Origin of the sequence: Prosthecobacter sp., assembly GCF_046154365.1 — a bacterium.
GTDB lineage: Bacteria > Verrucomicrobiota > Verrucomicrobiia > Verrucomicrobiales > Verrucomicrobiaceae > Prosthecobacter.
The window spans coordinates 1-18250 of sequence record NZ_JBJXFV010000026.1 but is presented as its reverse complement, the minus strand read 5'-3'; the positions used below and the strand labels follow the sequence as shown (position 1 = coordinate 18250).

Below are 18250 nucleotides of genomic sequence, written 5' to 3'. Positions count from 1 at the left end.
TGATGAAATGCTGGCGTATATGAGAATTCCAATCATCATCGCGGCAACCAACCACTGCCATGAACTACCGATCTCGCGCTGTTGTCCTGCTCGTTGCTTTTGTGACCAATGTTTACGCCGTGCCACCGCCGGAGCTGACGGCGTTGCAGCAGCAGTATGAGTTTCTCGTCGCTGAGCGAGTCACCACTCCCTATGACACGGGAATTGAAGCATTGAACGCCAAGTTTCTGGTTGCGCTCACCAATTCAGGAGATGAGGCCAAAAAGGCGGGCAAATTGCCCGAGGTGCTTGCGCTTGAGGAGGATAAGAAGCGGATTAGCAGCAAGATGCCACTGCCAGAGAAGGACGACGAAACGACGCCCGAGACTGTGAAGAAGCTGCGGAACGTATTTCGCACGGAGTCGGCAAGAATTGCCTTGCAGCGTACCGCCGCCTTCGCGGCGCTGGTGCCTGCTTACATGGCGAAACTCAAGGCTTTGGAAAGCACGCTGACCAAGGGTGACCGCCTGGCGGAGGCGAAGGAAGTCATGGAATATCGTGAAGGGTTGGGAACTGCTGTCGTTCCGACATTCGTCGGAAAAGAGTTCACCAACACCCTCGGTATGAAATTTGTGCCGGTGAAAGGTGCGGATGTATTGTTCTGCATCCATGAGACACGACGTCAAGACTATGCCGCCTATGCCAATGAAACCACTGGCGCTGATAGTTCATGGAAGAGCCAGGAGCGAGATGGCATTCCAATCAGTGTCAAAGACGACGAACCCGTGGTCAGTGTGAGTTGGGATGATGCGCAGGCATTCTGTTTATGGCTCAGCAACAAAGAAGGCAGAAAATATCGTCTGCCGACCGATAAAGAATGGAGTCTTGCCGTTGGTATCGTTCCCCAGGAGAAGTGGTCGCAGGGTGCCACGCCACAAAGCCGCGCTGCCGAGGCAAAGGAAGAATTTCCATGGAGCGCTGACTACCCGCCGAAGACGAAGGACAAAGTCGGGAATTACGGGGACAGCGCCTGGAAAGAGAAGTTCCCCAAATGGCCAGTCCTGGAAGGCTATAGCGACAGCTTCCCAACGACAGCACCAGTCATGAGTTTTAAGCCAAACAAAATTGGGCTTTATGACTTGGGTGGCAACGTGTGGGAGTGGGTTGAGGACTGGTATAATGTGCAGCAAACAGAGCGGACCTTGAGAGGCTGCGCTTTTGACAACAGCTCACGCAATGATTTACGCTCAGGCTGGCGTCATCATTATGGGCCTGCCATTCGTCGCAGTAACATCGGCTTCCGGGTGGTACTCGAAGAGAAGGCTCCGTAGCCAGCGAGGCGGGAAAAACGAGTTGATGACCCAACGGTTGCGCGGCTTACTGCCTGCATGATCTCGATGACGGCCATCAAGCGTTACTGCGATGACATCGCTGCTGCCTGCAAGCCGCAGCGGATCATCCTGTTTGGCTCGCATGCCTATGGCAAGCCGAACGAGGACTCGGATGTGGACGTGCTGGTGGTGCTGCCGAAATCGCGGCGGGTGATGCGGGATGCGGATGTGAAAATCCGGCTGAAAGCACGCGCCAGCTTTCCCGTGGACATGCTGGTGCGGGGCGAGGCCGAGGTGGAACGACGGGTGCGCGACCGTGATATGTTCATGCTGGACGTGACGGAAAACGGGAAAGTCATGTATGAAGCCGTCAACGCGTGAGTGGATCAAGAAGGCCGAGGCGGACTACCAGCTCGGCCTGGTGCTGTCGCGGCGGCGCAAGGTGACGTTTCACGACCACGGCTGTTTTCTGTGTCAGCAATGCGCGGAGAAATACCTGAAGGCACGGATGGAGGAAGCGGGCATCCGGTTTCAGAAGACGCACGATCTGGACAAACTGCTCCAGGATTTGCTGCCGGTGGAGCCGCTGTGGGCGGCGCTGCTGCCTGCCTTACTGGGCTTGAATCGCTATGCCGTGAAATTTCGTTATCCTGGCAGTGAAGCCACGGCCCTGGATATGAAGGAGGCGATCAAGGCGGCCAAAGTGGTGCGCAAGGAAGCGCGGCTGGCGCTGGGCTTGAAGGTCTGAGTTGTTCTGGGTGATCCTGAAGCTGACTCGCGGCGAGGATGCTTGAGCACGTCGATCAATCAAAGGCTGGAAGCCCCTGGCCGTTGTCAGGCAGGATGCCTGACCTCCGGCTCAATTCAATCCGGCTTCGGCGAGACGTTCCTTGAGGTCGCTGGATAAGAGAGCCTGGGTGATGGGGTCGATGCGGCCTTCCATGAACTGGTCGAGGTTGTAGAGGGTCAGCTCGATGCGGTGGTCGGTGACGCGGTTCTGCGGGTAGTTGTAGGTGCGGATTTTTTCCTCGCGGCCGCCACTGCCGATGAGGTTGCGGCGGTTGGCGGAGTATTTGGCGGCTTCTTCCTGCTGCTTCTTTTCCAGAAGGCGTGAGCGCAGGATGCTGAGGGCTTTTTCCTTGTTCTTGATCTGGCTGCGACCGTCCTGGCAGCGGACGATGGTGCCGGTGGGGATGTGCATGACCTGCACGGCGGAGTCGGTGGTGTTCACGCCCTGACCGCCTGCGCCGGAGGAGCGGCAGACTTCGATGCGGACTTCGTCGGACTTGAGTTCGAAATCGACCTCCTCTGCCTCCGGCAGGACGGCGACGGTGGCGGCGGAGGTGTGGATGCGGCCCTGGGCCTCGGTGGCGGGGACGCGCTGGACGCGGTGGACGCCGCTTTCGTATTTCATGACGCGATACACATCATCACCGCTGACTTTGACGATGACTTCCTTAAAGCCGCCGACTTCGGAGGGGCTGGTGTCGAGGGACTCGACCTTCCAGCCGCGGTTTTCCGCGAAGCGGGTGTACATGCGCAGGAGATCGGCGGCAAAGAGCGATGCTTCATCGCCACCGGTGCCGGCACGGATTTCGAGGATGACATCGCGGCCTTCGAGCGGATCAGGCGGCAGGATGGACTCCTGGATGGATTTTTCGAGATCAACGAGGCGCTGTTCGAGCACGGGAATTTCGGCGGCGGCCATCTCGGCGATTTCGCGGTCATCCATGGACTTGGCCATGTCGCGATTCTCCGCCAGCTCGGTCTGCGCTTTTTCAAACGCGGCCCAGTCGGCGAGGAGTTTTTGCAGGTTGCGATGCTCGCGCAGCAGTTCGCCGGCCTTCTTGGGATCATCGAAGAAGTTCGGGCGGCCGATGACGTCTTCGAGGTCGGCAAAGCGGGTGCGTTTGCCGGCGATGACGGCGGAGTAGTCCATGCGTGGGAAAAGCTGAAATTAGGAAAGCAGAAAGCTGAAACGGGAAAAGAAAAACGGTGCCCAGCACGAAGGCGTGGGCACCGTTTGGCTAAAAAGAGACTGTCGAGAGCTAGGCTTCGGCTTCGGCGGCCACAGGAGCGGCGGCTTCGAGCTTCGGAGCGGTGCGGCGGGCACGGACGGAACCGTAGCGCTGGGCGAACTTGTCCACACGACCGGCGGTGTCGATGAAGCGCTGCTCACCGGTGAAGTAAGGATGGCAGGCGGAGCAGATACCGATACGGAGGTTCTGCACGGTGGAGACGGTGTGATAGACGGTGCCGCAGGTGCAGGTGATCGTCGTTTCGGCGGACTTGGGATGGATGTTTTCTTTCATGGTGGTGAGATCACGTGACCGGGCGAGGTGCGGAATGCTGCTTTCGCCGGGGCGTGGGGCGCGGACGGTAGTGGCTTTTGCAGGAGGGTCAAGGGGGAGTTGGTCAAGGCGTCAAGAGGTCAAGGTGGTGATAGCAGGGAGGTGTGGGGTGCGTTACGAGGCGACCATGAATCGACTTTGCCTGTTCCTCGTTCTTTTCGGTACCTTCTCTCTTTACGCGGCTCCGCCGAATGTGGTGGTGTTTTTGGCGGATGATTCGGGGTGGGGGGATTACTCGATCAATGGCAATACGAACCTACAGACGCCAAACATCGACTCATTGTCGAAGGCGGGGGCGAGTTTTGATCGCTTCTTTGTGTGTGCGCTGTGTGCGCCGACGCGGGCGGAGTTTTTGACGGGGCGGTATCACTCGCGGGGCGGCGTGCTGGGGGTCTCAACGGGGCAGGAGCGGCTGAACACGGATGTGAAGACGGTGGCGGATCATTTTCTCGCGGCAGGCTATGCGACGGGGGCCTTTGGCAAATGGCACAATGGCAGCCAGTGGCCGTATCATCCGAACGCGCGTGGGTTTCAGGAGTATGTGGGCTACACCAGCGGCCATTGGGGCGAGTATTTTGATCCGCCGCTGGAGCACAACGGGCAGATGTTCCGAGCGAAGGGTTTCATCGTGGACGTGCTGGTGGGGAAGGCGATGGAGTTCATCGAGACGAACCGTGCGAAGCCATTTTTCTGCTACATCCCGCTGACGACGCCGCATTCGCCGTTCAGCGTGCCGGACGAGCATTGGAACAAGTTCAAGGACGCGCCGGTGACGATGCGTGGTGCGGATGGCGAAGCGGAGGACATCAACGTGACACGCACGGTGCTGGCGATGATGGACAACATCGACATGAACGTGGGGCGCGTGTTGAAGAAGCTCGATGAGCTGAAGATCGCGGAGAACACGATCGTGGTCTATTTCAGCGACAACGGGCCGAACAGCGTGCGCTGGAATGGCGGGATGAAGGGGAAGAAGGGCGTGACGGATGAAGGGGGCCTGCGCTCGGTGCTGTTCTTCCGCTGGCCGGGCAAGATCCGTGCCGGGATGACCGTGCCGCACATCGCCGGGGCGATCGATTTGCTGCCGACGCTGACGGAACTGGCCGGGGTGCCGGTTCAGAACGCAAAACCGCTGGATGGAAAGAGTTTTTCATCGCTGCTACGTGGGGCGAAGTGGGAGGCGGTTGCGCGCAATCTGATGAATTACAACGGCGGGCGATTGAGTGTGCGGACGCAAACGCATCGCCTGGATGCTGCGGGTGGTTTGTTTGACATGATTGCCGATCCGAGTCAGACGAAGGACATTGCGGCTGAGCAGCCTGAAATAGCGACGAAATTGGCCGCAAAGGGGACGGCGTGGCATCAAGAGGTGTTTGGGAAGCCTTATGCCACGGCCCCCGCCCCAGCGGGCAAGGGGAAGGCCAAGGGCAAGGGAGGAGCGAACTTCGCTGACAACCGGCCTTATCCGGTCGGTTATGCCGAGTTTCCGATCACGATGTTGCCCGCACGAGATGGCGTGCCGCATGGCGGCGTGCAGCGCAGTTCGGGCGCGCCGAACTGCTCCTATTTTGTGAATTGGAAGACGAAGGACGATTTCATGACCTGGGACATTGACGTTCACACGGCTGGCGCATACGAGGTGAGCATCGAATACGTCTGTCCCGAGGCGGATGCCGGCTCCATCGTCGAGCTGAGCTTGGGTGCGGCCAAAACGACTGGCAAGGTCACGCCGGGCTGGTATCCGCCGTTGATCACTGGTCAAGACCGGGCATCGCGCAAAGGAGAGAGCTTTATGCGCGATTTTCACACGCTTTCGCTCGGTACGATCAAGCTGGCGGCACAGAGAGGATTGCTGACGCTGCGGGCGGTGGAAATTCCCGGTCAGAGCGTGGCGGAAGTGCTGCGAGTGACGCTCACGCTGAAATCTAAGTGAGGCTTGGCACATTTCCTGATTCCATGCTGGCGTTCGTTTTGCCAACCGGCTTTATTTTATCTCAACCATCGCATGAAATTCACCGCCATCCTCTCCGCCCTGATCGTCACGCTGCTGCTTGTTGCCTGTGGCTCCGTTGAACTCGCCAAGTCAGACGCACCATCCCTCGTGGTCGATCAGGATGAGGAACGGGTATGCGGCCAGGGGAAGATATTGTTCCCCGCAGGGGAATACCGGGCGGAGGTGGCTGCGGCGAACGGCATTTACTACAAGGCACCCAAACGCATCCGTACGCTGGGTGTCCTGATCGGGCGCTCCGAAGAGGGTGGCATCTTTGTGGCGAATGCCACCGGAAATCCGCAGGCGGCTTGGTTTGGCGATCCGCGTGACAACGTGGACGAAAGGCCTGGTACGCTGTTTGGCGCGATCGGCTGGAGTGCCCCGAAATTGTGGCCCTACACGCCCCGGATTCCCTACACGTTGAAGAAATAGCGTCCATCTGACTCGAAGCAGGGGGGAGGGCTGGCGTAAGCAATTTGTCAGTGACGGGGGTTTTGGTTGCGCTGAATGTTATAAAAACTATAATTCAGGGTACATGAGCAGCCGTATCATCACTTGGTCCCTCGCCTTCGCCGTCCTGCTGGCGGGAGGCATTGCCGCGATGAAAGAAGGCTGGCTCAACGGCTGGAAAATGCGCCTCGGGGAGCTGATGACCAGCCCTGGTGCGCAATACAGTCCGGCGCGGTTCCGCATCGACCTCGGGGACCAGTTCAATTACTCACGGCTGGCCGAAAAAACCCCGATGCTGCGCGTCGATCCTGAAATGGAGGCCTGGCTAGAGCGGGAGTTTGCCAAAATTGACACGAGCGACCTCAACAAAGTCACCGAACTGGTGCAGGAAGGCATGCCACGTTACTACCGTGTCTCCGTCTGCTCCGCCAGCAGCCCGAGCCTGCGTGAGCTGGTGCAGCGCTTCCATGAATACTCCCACCGTGCGCAGCCTGAGATGACGCACATGGCTGTGGCGCTGCGGCCGCGTGCCAGCGGGTTGATGCATGAAGCGCTGCTGGTGCTGGGCCAGCGGCTGCGTGATTTCACGCCGGAGGCGTTGTCCAAGTCGGGGGACGAACCCTTTTTCAGCACCTGCGTGCATTGCAAACAGCCGCATTTCATGAAGCTCTCCCGCGCCCAGCGCAGCATGGCGCTGGAATGCCCGAAGTGCCGCCGCAAGTACGCGGTGATCGCCGCCGACAGCGGCGGGAATTTCCGCTACGTGAACGAGTTTCTCACCGGCTATGCGCCATCAGCGGTGTTTGCGAAAAACCAGTCGCGGGTGCAGCAGCTTTTCACGATCTGGGCCGCCGTGCATGCCAACTGCCGTTACGCCAACGATCCCGGCGCGAAGGCGGGCACCAGCTTTGCCAAAAAAGAGCAGACTGACTGCTGGCAGTTCGCTGATGAAACGCAGCGCTTGCAGCATGGCGACTGTGAGGACTCTTCGATCTTCCTGGCGGACTGGCTGATGTCGCGTGGCTTTCAAGTGCGTGTGGCCTTGGGCCGCTATGGCGATCTCGGCGGCCATGCGTGGTGTGTGGTGAAGATCGACGACAAGGAATACCTGATCGAATCGACCGAAAGCCGTCCTGATCCGACCGATCCGCCGCTCGCCAGTCGAGTGGGTAGCCGCTATGTGCCGGAGGTGCTGTTCGACCGCTTCGCGATGTATGTCCCCACCAGCCCGAACCGTGCCTGGAAAGGCGACTACTGGTCCGCCAATACTTGGACCCGCATCGAGCCGCGCACCGAACTGGGCGGCGATCCGATCCTGGCGCGTACGCCTGTTGGATCACCGCTCAAACCGGGGGCCAAGAATCTCCTCGAAGCCGCTGCAACGGCCGATGCCTCGCGTCTCGCGCGCACCACTTTCGCCAGCCCTGCTTCACCGACGTTTCTGAATCTTGGTGATATGCCTGCGGGTGCCAAGGAGTGGAGCAAGTCGTTGATCCCGCTGCGCAGGCCGTGAGGCAGCGACGGCACGATGGAATGTGGATCGCGGGTTGACGCCATCCCGTGCCGCGTTCAGCATGATGCCCACATGCTCGCCAGCATCGCCATCCTCACGTTGTTCGGCATCTTTCTCATGATGCTGGAGACTTTCCTGCCCGGCTTGATCGCGGGGATTCTTGGCACGATCTCGATTCTGGCCGCCGTCTGGCTCACGCTGATGTCGGACGATCTGGCGGGGTGGAGCACCGGCCTGCGGCTCACGCTTGCACTGGGCATCCTGGTGTTTTCGGCGGCGACCCTGCTGGCTTGGATGCGTTGGTTTGCGGCGAAATTTTTTCGTCGTGCCTTGACCCTTACCGCCAGCATCGACACGCCAGCCGCCGTCACCGCTGCTCCAGGGGCGCAGGGCTTTGCACTCACCGATCTGCGTCCGCTGGGCCGTGCGGAAATCGCCGGCCAGCGCTACGATGTGCGCTGCCAGGACGGTCTGGCCGCCGCCGGCGCACCGCTGGAAGTCATCGCCGCCGAACCCGGCAATCTGCTCGTTCGTTTAATCTCACCCTAACCCAACCTCAAACTCACCCACCACCATGCCTGAACCAGTCTGGATCTTCATCTACGGCGTCGTCATCATCGTCCTGCTGATCGTTTTTTTGATCGTCGCCAAGTTCTTCAATCTCTGGCTGCGGGCCATGATTGCCAATGCGCCGGTCAGCATCACCACGCTGCTCGCCATGTGGCTGCGCGGGGTGCCAAACGCGATGATCGTTGATACGCGCATCACGGCGGCCAAGGCGGGCATTCCCATCGGCACGGACCAGCTCGAGGCGCATTACCTCGCCGGTGGGGAGGTCACGCACGTCGTGCTCTCGCTCATCGCCGCCGACAAGGCCGGCATCCCGCTCGACTTCAATCGAGCCTGCGCCATCGACCTCGCTTGCAAAGGCACCACCAAGACCGTGCTCGAAGCCGTGCGCACCAGCATCAATCCCAAAGTCATCGACTGCCCGCATCCCGACATGGGCCGTGGCGGCAAGATCGACGCCGTCGCCAAAGACGGCATTTCTTTGCGCGTCCGCGCCCGGGTGACCGTGCGCACGAATCTCGACCGCTTCGTCGGCGGTGCCACCGAGGAAACGGTCATCGCGCGTGTGGGCGAAGGCATCGTCACCTGCATCGGCTCCTCCGCCTCCTACAAGGATGTGCTCGAAAATCCCGACAGCATCTCCAAGCTCGTGCTGCACAAAGGTGTCGATGCCGGCACCGCGTTTGAGATTCTCTCCATCGACATTGCTGACATCGACGTCGGTGAAAACGTCGGTGCGAAGCTCCAGACTGAGCAGGCCGAGGCTGATAAAAAAATCGCCCAGGCCAACGCTGAAATGCGCCGTGCCGCCGCCGTGGCCCTGGAGCAGGAAATGTCCGCGCGCACCCAGGAGATGCGTTCCAAAGTCGTCGAAGCCGAGGCGCAGGTGCCACTGGCCATCGCCGAAGCCTTCCGCAACGGCCAGCTCGGCGTCATGGATTACGCCAAGTACAAAAACGTCCTCGCCGACACCGACATGCGCACCAAGATCGCCGGTGATTCACCTGCGGCGAAGTAGTTCAATGTTCGTTGTTCAATGTTCCAAGTTCCTCCATTGCTGCTGAGCGCCGACTTTGATCCGTTTCAAGCGGCGATCATCGTCATCGCGTTGCTGGCTGGTTTCGTGAAATGGCTGTGGGAAAGCTGGCAGCAGCGGCGTGAAGCCGCCCCGCCGCAGATGACCGAGGAGCAGCGCCAGATGCGCGAGGCCGCCTGGCTCAAGCAAACCGGCCAGAGCGCACCGCCTTTGCCACCACCGCCCGCAGCTCCCTCGCCCTGGGATGAACTGCGCAAGGCCTGGAAGGAATTGCAAGAGACCGCCAAACAGGCGCAGGCACCTGCTCGTCCGGTGCAGCCCGCTCGTCCGGCAAAACCTGCCAGCAGACCGCCCCCGGTGCCGCAGCAGCGCCTGCAATCTGGCCGTGCTGCTGCTCAGGTGGTGCAAACGCCGCTCCCGGTGGTGGCCGCCGTCGCAGCTCCGGCAGTTGCTGCCAAAGAAGCCTACGATCCGCAGCAGACCACCACTCACTCCGTACTCGCCGCTGTGCAGAATCTGCGGCGCGATCCAGCGCTCATGCGGCAGGCGATTTTGATGCAGGAGATACTCGGACCGCCAAAAGCCTTGCAAACCTCCCGCGATCTCGCTATCTAGCGCCCGCTTCTTTGAGACATGCCGGCGTGGTGAAATTGGTAGACGCGCTAGACTCAAAATCTTGTATCCGTGAGGATGTGTCGGTTCGAGTCCGACCGCCGGTACCACTCAAAAGAAGTTCGCAGGAGTCAGGGAGGAGCAACGTTATCAAGCTCATGCAAACACCGCGCGCCGCCCCAGTCTTCATCGCCGCCCTTGCTTTGATTGCGTGCGTTGTCTGGGCGGTCGAAAACGAAGCCCCTGGCGGCAGGCCGACGAATTTCGGCATCAAGGACGGCTCCCTGCCCGAAGACCCGCGTGAGTACCGTCGTGGCGGTTATGGCAACGAGTATCCCACCTGGCCGGTCAGCAAGGAACTGCCCAACGATGTCTTCACCTTTGCCCGCATCCGTTACAACTCAGGCTCCGGCGGCCGCGGCTGGGGCCGTGGCAACCGCAAGTGGTCCACGGACTATCCCGACTCCGACATGAACATGTCGTACCGCCTCCAGCAGCTCACTTCGCTTCAAGTGAACCCAAATGGAGCCGTCGTGGACATCGTCCCGGAGCAGATGCGCCATTATCCCTTCACTTACATGATCGAAGTCGGTGACATCGACCTCACCGACGACGAGGCCAAAACCATGCGCGAGTACATGCTCAACGGCGGCTTCATCATGGTCGATGACTTCTGGGGCACGCGCGAGTGGGACAACTTCGAAGTCGCCCTCAAGCAGATCTGGCCCGACCGCAAGATCGAGGAGATCCCGCTGGAGCACGAAATCTTCCACATGGTCTTCCCCATCAAGGTGAAGCCGCAGATCCCGCACATCCGCTACGCCGAATACGTCATCAACCAGGGCATCACCTATGAGTTCGACAAACCTGGCTCCGAGCACGTCCACTACCGTGGCTATTTCGACGATAAACGCCGCCTGATGATGGTCATCTGCTGGAACACCGACACTGGCGAAGGCTGGGAGCAGGAAGGCACCGATCCGTGGTACTTTCGCGAATTCTCCGAGAAGTACGCCTACCCGCTCGGCATCAACATCATCTTCTACGCGCTGACGCATTGAAAAGTTCTGAGTCCCGGCTTCAGCCGGAAAAGTTTCCGTCGAAACCCGGCGTGACCAATCACGCTGTCGGTTTTACCCGGTGCTCGAAGCACACACCTCAGGCATCCACTCCGCGGTTCAGAAGCTCTTTGCGGGCTTCTTCGGCGAGGTGGGTGTAAGTGGCGCGGATTTTATCGAGTTCGTCCTCCTCCAGTTCTTCTAGGTCCAGCAGCGCATTGTGGGCGCCATCGATGGAGCGGATCAGCTCGTCCAGTTTGACCTGCACGGCCTCGGCGTCGCGGTTTTGCGTACACTGAATGAGAAACACCATGAGGAAGGTGACGATGGTGGTGCCGGTATTGATGACAAGCTGCCACGTGTCGCTGAAGTGAAACAGCGGGCCAGTGACGCTCCAGATCAGGATGATCGCCACCGCCAGCCCGAAGGCGGAGGGCCGACCGCTGGCGCGTGCGGTCTTTTTGGCAAAGTGGGAGAACCAGGAGGTGGGTTTGGTGGGCTTCATGATCTGGGAACGGGCGTGATTCCTGCGTGGCAACGTCCAAGGTGTCGCGGTTCTCTCCCCCGAGCACCGAACTTGCACCGGATCAAAGGCTCGGCTCGCAGGGGTAGGACCGTTGATGAAGCGCATGGGCGCTTCATTTTGGATGAAGTAAATAAATGCCGAGCGATCACCCGCTTGACGACCGTTGACGCGGAAGTCCGCGTTCAGGCGAACGTGGCTACAGCCGCCGCAACCCATCCTCCGTCATCGGCGTCGGGATGGCTTCGTCGATGGCATCAATGCGGGCCAGTGTCTCGGCGCTGAGCACGAGATCGGCAGCCAGCAGGCTTTCTTCAAACTGGGCGACGGTGGTGGCGCCGACGATGGTGGAGGCGACGAAGTCATGCTGCTTGCTCCAGGCGAGTGCCAAAGCGGTGACACTGATGCCGAGGTCGGCGGCGATGACTTGGAGGCGGGCGGTGGTTTCGAGGCTGCGCTCGTTGACGAAGCGGGCGGCCATGCGCTTCTGACGCGGGCCGCCGTTTTGGATGTAGTCGGTGAAGCGTGCGCCTTGGGGCAGCGCACCGCCGTTGTACTTGCCGCAGAGCACGCCGCCGCCGAGCGGGGAGTAGGGCAGGAGGCTGACGTTTTCCTTGCGGCACACCTGCGCGAGTTCGCTCTCGCAGCGGCGGTTGATGAGAGAGAAATTGTTCTGCACGGAGGCCATGCGGGCGAGGCCGTGCTTCTCGGCCTCCCAGAGGTTCTTCATGACGCCCCAGCAGGTCTCGTTGCTGCTGCCCCAGGCGCGGATCTTGCCCTGGTCGATGAGATCGGTCAGCGCACCGAGGGTTTCGGCCTGCTCCATGCCGTGGTCGGGCCAATGCGTCTGGTAGAGGTCGATGTAATCGGTCTGGAGGCGGCGCAGGCTGTCCTCGCAGGCCTGGAAGATCTGGCGGCGGTCCAGCGCGGTGAAGCCGCCGCGAATCGGTGGGCGAAACCAGCCGTGGCCGGGCCCGGTGACCTTGCTGGCGACGATGATCTCGCCCCGCGTGCGGCCCTTGAGCCACTTGCCGACGATCTGCTCGGTCACGCCGAAGAGTTCGGCGCTCGGCGGCACGGGATACATCTCGGCGGTGTCGAAGAAGTCGATCCCCGCGTCGATGGCGCGGTCCATGATGGCAAAGGAGGTCTTCTCATCGGCCTGGAGGCCGAAGGTCATGGTTCCCATGCAGATGTCGGTGACGACGATGCCAGTGCGGCCGAGGCGGTTGCGTTTCATAAGACGCGGATGCTAGCAGGGGATGGCGGAGAGCCAAGGGCGAAGAGCGAAGAGGGCTTCAGGCATGAATCGGCCGCTGTTCATGCATGGCTCGTGTCTTTTCAACAACAACTGCTAAAGGAACGGGGAGTCCCCGATTTGAGACTGCCCTGCCGCGACAGCGGCATCCATGAAGCGAAGCCTAACCGCAGAGCCGATGAAGGCGGCAACTATCTGGATCAAGCTGCATCACGGAGCCGAGACGAAAGTCAAAGCTCCATGATCTGACTGGAACCGCCCGGTGCAGCCGACCGTAGGGAGACAGACAGCCGTCAGGCTGCCCGCCGGGCAAGCGAAGCGCCGTCAAACCCGCACGCCGGGTGGTATGGGAGGGGCGGCAGGCGCAATCCTGTCACCTCGACCCGATTTAGACTGCAATGAAATTCCAAACTCCATAAACAATAATCGCCAACGGCAACAACCCGACGCTGCCAAGCAGCAGCCAAAAATGAAATGGGTCTCTTTGACGAGTGACTTGTCGGCGCGCAAGTCCTGAGTAGTACCTACCGACATAAGCGGTGTGAACAAGACCAAGCCCAAAGGCCAGCCCAAAGCAGGCAAACGCGCCAGACACCAACTGAATATAAATGACTGGAGGCGATGAGTCCTGAGGCCACTCATGGAGACTGGAGTAAATGACCGCACTGATAAAACCGCCGATTGCGCCGAGAAGACCAACCGCACACAGAACCTTCAGCCATTCGGGAGATGTTTGTTTCACAGGCATCGTGTCTATGCAGTCTAACGATTGAACTCAGCCACGCCGGACCGATGACGTGACCCACGAAAGCGGAACTGAGTGCGCCAACCGGCGTTGGCTGCAGTGAACTGGTTAGCAGTGCGATTCTTCATCATCCTTTTCGTGTAAACAAACATGAGGGTGGATCGGAACTACTTCGCTGCGGAGCGCTCCAAACAGCACCGCAATCTGTTCAGAACCCAACCCTCGGGAAAGGAGAAGCTCGACGATAAAGGGATTCAGTGCTGTCGTGCAGTAAAGATCCTTCCGTCTCGTGTATTTCTCCATGATCCCGATCTCGGTGATGTCTTCCCAACGATACTTCTTCGACCCGTATGAAAGCCCGTCAGACGTGATCAACAGAACCGTCTTCGCGTTCTTGACGATCTTAGACAGGAGAAACAACCCACCACCGAGAAATACGAAGATAAAAAGCAGGGCGCAGAGCGTGCCCATCATGTGAGTCATGACCGTTTGCAGAATCATCTGCGGGATCCACATGATGGCTAAACAAAGTCCAACCGAGGTCAGAACTAGGCTGCAAACTATCGTAGCAGGACGCCTGGCGGAAAACTCTCCTGTAAAGTATGTCTTCACTGCTAACGTTGTTTAGCCATACTAAACTGTGGGCGAATCAGATTCGTCCACAGTTTTTTGTGGATTAACCGGGTTGGGGTGCGGTCAAAGGGGCTGTTCACGAAACGAAAGGATTTTGATGAATGCGCCGAGCGAAGCGAAAAAATTGCCCGAGGTCAAGCCTGTGGTGCGGTGAGTCGTCGAAGCGGCGTGTCGGGGTCAGTCCGGTACGGTGCCGGTGTGGGTTACACTCTTGAGCCTCCCTCACACGACCGTTTTTTGCAGGCCCGGAGCATCTCCGGAGCTGTGATTTGCCGCAAATTGCACGGGAGGAGCACGCCCGGGGCTGCGATTGACGGCAAATCGGACAGGAGGAGCATGTCCGAGGCTGCGATTGATCGTCAATTGCACGTCCGAGGTATCACCGAGGCTACGATTGACCGTCGTTCACAGGCCCGGCGCACGTTCGGGGTCGCGCGCGACCATATTTTCCAGAAAAGGAGCATCGCCGAGCCTGCGATTTGCCTTCGTTTGCAGGCTCCCGGGGGCAGGGCGCAAGCAATGAGGAATCGGGGGCGCACAACGAGGGGACTCTCTCATGACAAGCCGATTAGGCTTGTCGGGGGTGCCCTCGGGCCTGTAAAACCAGCAGCTCCGGCCATGTGGCCGGGCTTTCCTGATGAAACGACCCCATGAAGCCCTGCTGGCCCGCCGACTGCTGGAAACCCATGAACGCGGCTACGGCTTCGCGCTGTTTTACCGCCGGACTTGGAAGTGGTATCTGCTGCTGGGGCTGGTGTTTGCGCTGGCCCTGACGTTTGCGGCTGAGGCGGAGTTGTGGCCGCTGTTTTACGGCTTCGTGGGCTGTGCCTGCGGGGTGCTGCTGCGGGACATCGGCTGGGTGCGGGCGATCCGCAAGAACTGGCCCTTCAGCGACAAGGTCACGGACTGGGAGAAGGTGCGGCGGATGGCGGAGGGGACGGAACCGGGTGCGTCTGAGCCGGAGGACGTAGCACGAGGGGAGCGGGAATGACGAATGAGGCGGGCGCGTTTCATGCGTGGGTGCTAGCAGTGGATGGCTGAGAGCCTAGATCTCAGAGAAGGCTCGACAAAAGGCGGCTTTTTCCGGTAGTGTGCGGCGCATGAGTCTTCTTTCCAAAACCATGCTTCTTGCCCAAGAAGCGCCGCCGCCTGGCTGGCAAATGAGAGAGCGACGTGAGGTCTTCGAGCGTAGGACGAAGACGATTCCGTATCTGGAAGCGCTTCAATCAGGAGGTGCGTTGTATATCTCCGCCCATGTCTTGATGGTGCTGTGCTTTGTCCTGGCGGTCCGTTCGTTTTTCCGCCGGACATCGGTGCAGATTGCCGCTTTGATGGGCTTCGCGCCCTTTTTCTTTGCCTCTCTAGCGATGCTCATCAGCGTGGTCCAACTCAAGGATGCGAGGACTTCGGAATACTGGTTTTATCTTGGTTCTGGACACAACCCTCCAGGGCTTGGCATTTCAGAACTGCGGGGCATTCCAAGGCCGCTGTACATTGGAATAGCACTCTCCCTGTTTGTTCTACTGCTTCATTTGGCGCGGCATTTCCGCTCAAGGCGCAGAACGTAGTCAGCGCATGTGCTTCAGATTGAAGTTGGCGACGGGCCGGGCGGCGGGGTCACTTTTGTGTGAGCCACTCCCAGGAGGTGAGCTGCTGCTGGCCTTCGAGTGAGCGGTAAACGAGGGCTTTGGCGGTGCGCGGCTGGCCGCTGCTGGTGAGCTTGAGGGTGAGGCGGTAGTTCATGCCGGCGACGACCTGGCTTTCGACGTGGGTGATTTTGACGAGGGTGAGCTTGAGGGCGTCTGCTTTGGCCTGGGTGCGGACGGCGAAGTCAGCGGCGCTCTGAATCTCCGGGGTGATATGCGTCACGGCCCCGAATCCGCCGGGGGTGGGCGGCTCTGCTGCCGTGCTGTCGAGGGTGGTCATGAGAAGGCTGGTGGCAAGGGTGACGAGGGTGAGGGGCTTGAGGTTCATCGGTTGGGCGTGGGGTTGTCCGCAGATTCGACGAAGGAATCCGTCTTGGCAAAGACTCAGACATCCTGAGCTCGGGCGCTGCTTGAACCGTGACAAGACGAGAGCGCAAAAATGATTTCGGATTTGGACCCTGCCGGGCATTGTTGGGCGGCAATTAATACTGGAGGGCAGGGCGAGGGTTCATCAGCGCTCTAGTTCGGGCGGTGCTGGCCAGCAGGTGGGGGCTCACCAATGCGTCGAATCGCCGCCATGCTGCTCGAAGTGCTTGCCAGACTTTCTGACTACCACTTTTGCCGCTTTTGCGCTCGGCTCGCGCGGCTTTGGCCTTGGCCCGGGCGGCTTGCAGGATGTTCCACCCGCAGGCTTTCCCAATCACAGCATGACTCACCGCGACGAGTCCTCTGACTCGCAGTTGCTTGATGCCGGTGACTCGATCCAACCCTCGGTTCAGGCTCTCGATGCCTGCTCGTCGCCGGTATTTCCCCCGCCATTCTTCACTCTGCTCGCGCTTGCGCCGCTGGGCGGTGCGCTCAGCTTTGCTCGGTCCGCTGGTTGCATTCTCGCTCGCACTTTCGCTTGCCTGCACCTCTGCCACGCTGGCTTCCTGATCTGCTGTTGGCGCGGTCGCGTCTGGTTCTGCTTTGGGCCGACGGCCTGGCACCGGGCTGATGAGGTCAATGCCGTGCGCGGCGCTGTGCTCGACGTTGGCATCGCTGCCGTAGGCGGTGTCGGCACTCATTTCATCTGGCACGGCGGCCATGGCTTGCTGCGCGGCGATGACTTGTGGCACGGCGGCGCTGTCGCTCGCTCCGGCACTCTGCGGGATGCACACGGTGATCATTTGCACGGGATTGCTCTCAGCGCTGGTCTGCGCGAGTTGCACTTGGTAGCCGCTGCCTTTGTGTCCGTCGTATCCGGCACCGTCATCGGATGGGTTTTGCATGGTGTGGCTGCTGTTGCCCTGCGCGTCGCAGCTCTTGGTGCGCACGCTGACTTTGCCGAGTTTGATCTCGCAGTGCTCTGCAAAGATGCGCTGCATGGCGCGGTAACTGCTGCGCGTGTTGATGGCGGTGTCATCAGCGAAGCGCTCGATGAGTGCGTGCATGTCTTGGGCGACTTGTTGCCGCGCTTGGGTGCGACCTTCAGCGCTGCCGCCGGCTTCGCCAAAGAGCCGCGCCTGGCTCACTTCATAGCGCTCACGCAGGTCGGCATCCAGTGCGTTGTAGCTCGCTGCGGCGTGCCGTTTGAGGCTGGCGAGGAAGCGTTTGACGGCGGTGGCCATGAGCTTGGTGCGGCCAAACACGGCCATGTCACTAAAGAGGTGCGTGCTGTCGAGCCGTTGCTTGGTGATGCTGATGTTGAGCTCTTCGATGAGCTTGGTGGTGACTTGCGTGAAGATGTCGCCCACCAGTTTATCCTCACGCACCAGCTTGCGGTAGGTGTCGAGGCTGCGCGGGCAGAGATACTGGTGGTCGCGTGCAAGGTTGAGCGCGTAGTGCAGGTCATTGTGATAGCTGTAAGCTTCCGCCGCCGTGTCGATGGTCCAGTTTTTGAACTCCATGATGAGGGTGAGCGCGGCCATGGAGTAGAGTTCCTTGGTGGGGCGGCCGAGTTGTGGATCGAAGTGCTGGCCCAAGTCCGCTGCGGGCATGAGCGCGAGCACACTGCGGCGGAACACGCCCTGCCAGCCTTCTTGCAGATGGCGCAGGGCATTGGGCGTGAGATGCGTGGCCCACCATGCGGTGCCATCAAGGACAGCCGAGTTTCATTCAAGTGATTCGGGAGCATGGATGAGCCTCATTGAATCAGGATGAGCGGGCATGAGTGGTTCCTGGTTCATCGGCTGGATTCACCAGCCTTTCTCTGCGGCGTTCCTGGCTCTGCGGTGTTCATTCACTGCGGACGGTTCATCCTTCGCAGTCTTGCTTTCATCCTTCGCAGTCTTGCTACGGAGAATGGAACGGAGAATGGAACGGAGCACCGGAACGCCGCATGGGCTTGTGGGGCAGGGAGTAACTTCACGCTCGCGCCGCATTCTGGCGAATGCGCCTACGGCCTGTTGTCGTAGGCTCGTTCGCCAGAACGAGTCTGGGGGAAGTTAGTTCTGCTTTGTTAGGAGGTTGAAGCCTTCGCCGGAGCAACTTTTTCCCGTTTGCGTTGGCGTTTGAGGGCGTTGGCTGCCGCACGACGACGTTTCTCGTGGCGACGCTCGATGCGCTCGATC

The 18250-nt window shown here is 60.0% G+C and carries 20 protein-coding genes and 1 tRNA gene; 13 read left to right on the top strand and 8 right to left on the bottom strand.

What is annotated here, in order from left to right; all coding sequences use genetic code 11:
- Window positions 1-59: 59 nt before the first annotated feature.
- Genes ACKVY0_RS03365 through ACKVY0_RS03355 form a run of 3 tightly spaced genes read left to right on the top strand, consistent with a single transcriptional unit; the run spans window position 60 to window position 2058 of the window.
- The gene (locus ACKVY0_RS03365; RefSeq protein ID WP_409213379.1) at window positions 60-1310 is read left to right on the top strand and encodes a formylglycine-generating enzyme family protein; all 1251 of its coding nucleotides are present in this window, start codon (window positions 60-62) and stop codon (window positions 1308-1310) included.
- A 57-nt stretch (window positions 1311-1367) separates the two neighbouring features.
- Window positions 1368-1691 carry a nucleotidyltransferase domain-containing protein gene (locus ACKVY0_RS03360; protein WP_409213378.1) on the top strand — a complete coding sequence of 108 codons (324 nt, stop codon included), beginning with the start codon at window positions 1368-1370 and terminating at the stop codon, window positions 1689-1691.
- Complete coding sequence (locus ACKVY0_RS03355; protein WP_409213377.1) at window positions 1672-2058, top strand: HEPN domain-containing protein; 387 nt, start codon at window positions 1672-1674, stop codon at window positions 2056-2058. Before ACKVY0_RS03360 ends, ACKVY0_RS03355 begins: the two co-directional genes overlap by 20 nt.
- 111 nt (window positions 2059-2169) lie before the next feature.
- Here the strand turns inward: ACKVY0_RS03355 and prfA are convergent, their stop codons facing one another.
- Together prfA and rpmE are read right to left on the bottom strand one after the other, a co-directional pair.
- Window positions 2170-3249, bottom strand: a complete 1080-nt coding sequence (prfA, locus tag ACKVY0_RS03350; RefSeq protein ID WP_409213376.1) for a peptide chain release factor 1 — start codon at window positions 3247-3249, stop codon at window positions 2170-2172.
- Window positions 3250-3358: 109 nt separating this feature from the next.
- The gene (rpmE, locus tag ACKVY0_RS03345; protein ID WP_409213375.1) at window positions 3359-3622 is read right to left on the bottom strand and encodes a 50S ribosomal protein L31; all 264 of its coding nucleotides are present in this window, start codon (window positions 3620-3622) and stop codon (window positions 3359-3361) included.
- A gap of 166 nt (window positions 3623-3788) precedes the next feature.
- Between rpmE and ACKVY0_RS03340 the strand changes: the two genes are divergently transcribed.
- The 8 genes from ACKVY0_RS03340 (at window position 3789) to ACKVY0_RS03305 (ending at window position 10896) form a co-directional block, all read left to right on the top strand.
- On the top strand, window positions 3789-5594 hold the full coding sequence (locus tag ACKVY0_RS03340) for an arylsulfatase (RefSeq protein WP_409213374.1): 1806 nt from the start codon (window positions 3789-3791) through the stop codon (window positions 5592-5594).
- Between the two features lie 72 nt (window positions 5595-5666).
- Window positions 5667-6086 (top strand): hypothetical protein, encoded by a 420-nt coding sequence (locus ACKVY0_RS03335; protein ID WP_409213373.1) that lies wholly within the window; start codon window positions 5667-5669, stop codon window positions 6084-6086.
- Between the two features lie 103 nt (window positions 6087-6189).
- Entirely contained in the window at window positions 6190-7617 is a 1428-nt protein-coding gene (locus tag ACKVY0_RS03330; RefSeq protein WP_409213372.1) for a hypothetical protein, read from the top strand.
- 72 nt (window positions 7618-7689) lie between these two features.
- Window positions 7690-8166, top strand: a complete 477-nt coding sequence (locus ACKVY0_RS03325; RefSeq protein ID WP_409213371.1) for an NfeD family protein — start codon at window positions 7690-7692, stop codon at window positions 8164-8166.
- 25 nt (window positions 8167-8191) lie between these two features.
- A complete protein-coding gene (gene floA, locus ACKVY0_RS03320; protein WP_409213370.1) occupies window positions 8192-9205 on the top strand; it encodes a flotillin-like protein FloA in 1014 nt (337 codons plus the stop codon).
- An 18-nt stretch (window positions 9206-9223) separates the two neighbouring features.
- Window positions 9224-9838, top strand: coding sequence for a hypothetical protein (locus ACKVY0_RS03315; RefSeq protein WP_409213369.1), 615 nt, complete (start codon window positions 9224-9226; stop codon window positions 9836-9838).
- A 20-nt stretch (window positions 9839-9858) separates the two neighbouring features.
- A tRNA-Leu gene (locus ACKVY0_RS03310) sits at window positions 9859-9945 on the top strand.
- A gap of 48 nt (window positions 9946-9993) precedes the next feature.
- Window positions 9994-10896, top strand: coding sequence for a DUF4159 domain-containing protein (locus ACKVY0_RS03305; RefSeq protein WP_409213368.1), 903 nt, complete (start codon window positions 9994-9996; stop codon window positions 10894-10896).
- A 97-nt stretch (window positions 10897-10993) separates the two neighbouring features.
- On the opposite strand, the gene ACKVY0_RS03300 is transcribed toward ACKVY0_RS03305, so the two are convergent.
- From ACKVY0_RS03300 to ACKVY0_RS03285, 4 genes are all read right to left on the bottom strand, one after another.
- Window positions 10994-11398, bottom strand: a complete 405-nt coding sequence (locus tag ACKVY0_RS03300; RefSeq protein WP_409213367.1) for a low affinity iron permease family protein — start codon at window positions 11396-11398, stop codon at window positions 10994-10996.
- Window positions 11399-11615: 217 nt separating this feature from the next.
- Window positions 11616-12656 carry an aldo/keto reductase gene (locus ACKVY0_RS03295; protein ID WP_409213366.1) on the bottom strand — a complete coding sequence of 347 codons (1041 nt, stop codon included), beginning with the start codon at window positions 12654-12656 and terminating at the stop codon, window positions 11616-11618.
- Window positions 12657-13062: 406 nt separating this feature from the next.
- Window positions 13063-13416 carry a hypothetical protein gene (locus ACKVY0_RS03290; protein WP_409213365.1) on the bottom strand — a complete coding sequence of 118 codons (354 nt, stop codon included), beginning with the start codon at window positions 13414-13416 and terminating at the stop codon, window positions 13063-13065.
- Window positions 13417-13527: 111 nt separating this feature from the next.
- The gene (locus ACKVY0_RS03285) at window positions 13528-13935 is read right to left on the bottom strand and encodes a hypothetical protein (RefSeq protein ID WP_409213364.1); all 408 of its coding nucleotides are present in this window, start codon (window positions 13933-13935) and stop codon (window positions 13528-13530) included.
- 754 nt (window positions 13936-14689) lie between these two features.
- Between ACKVY0_RS03285 and ACKVY0_RS03280 the strand changes: the two genes are divergently transcribed.
- Window positions 14690-15043, top strand: coding sequence for a hypothetical protein (locus ACKVY0_RS03280; protein ID WP_409213363.1), 354 nt, complete (start codon window positions 14690-14692; stop codon window positions 15041-15043).
- A 109-nt stretch (window positions 15044-15152) separates the two neighbouring features.
- Window positions 15153-15620, top strand: a complete 468-nt coding sequence (locus tag ACKVY0_RS03275) for a hypothetical protein (protein ID WP_409213362.1) — start codon at window positions 15153-15155, stop codon at window positions 15618-15620.
- Between the two features lie 49 nt (window positions 15621-15669).
- Here the strand turns inward: ACKVY0_RS03275 and ACKVY0_RS03270 are convergent, their stop codons facing one another.
- Window positions 15670-16026 (bottom strand): cystatin domain-containing protein, encoded by a 357-nt coding sequence (locus ACKVY0_RS03270; protein ID WP_409213361.1) that lies wholly within the window; start codon window positions 16024-16026, stop codon window positions 15670-15672.
- Between the two features lie 154 nt (window positions 16027-16180).
- Complete coding sequence (locus ACKVY0_RS03265; protein WP_409213360.1) at window positions 16181-17704, bottom strand: transposase; 1524 nt, start codon at window positions 17702-17704, stop codon at window positions 16181-16183.
- Window positions 17705-18250 lie beyond the last annotated feature (546 nt).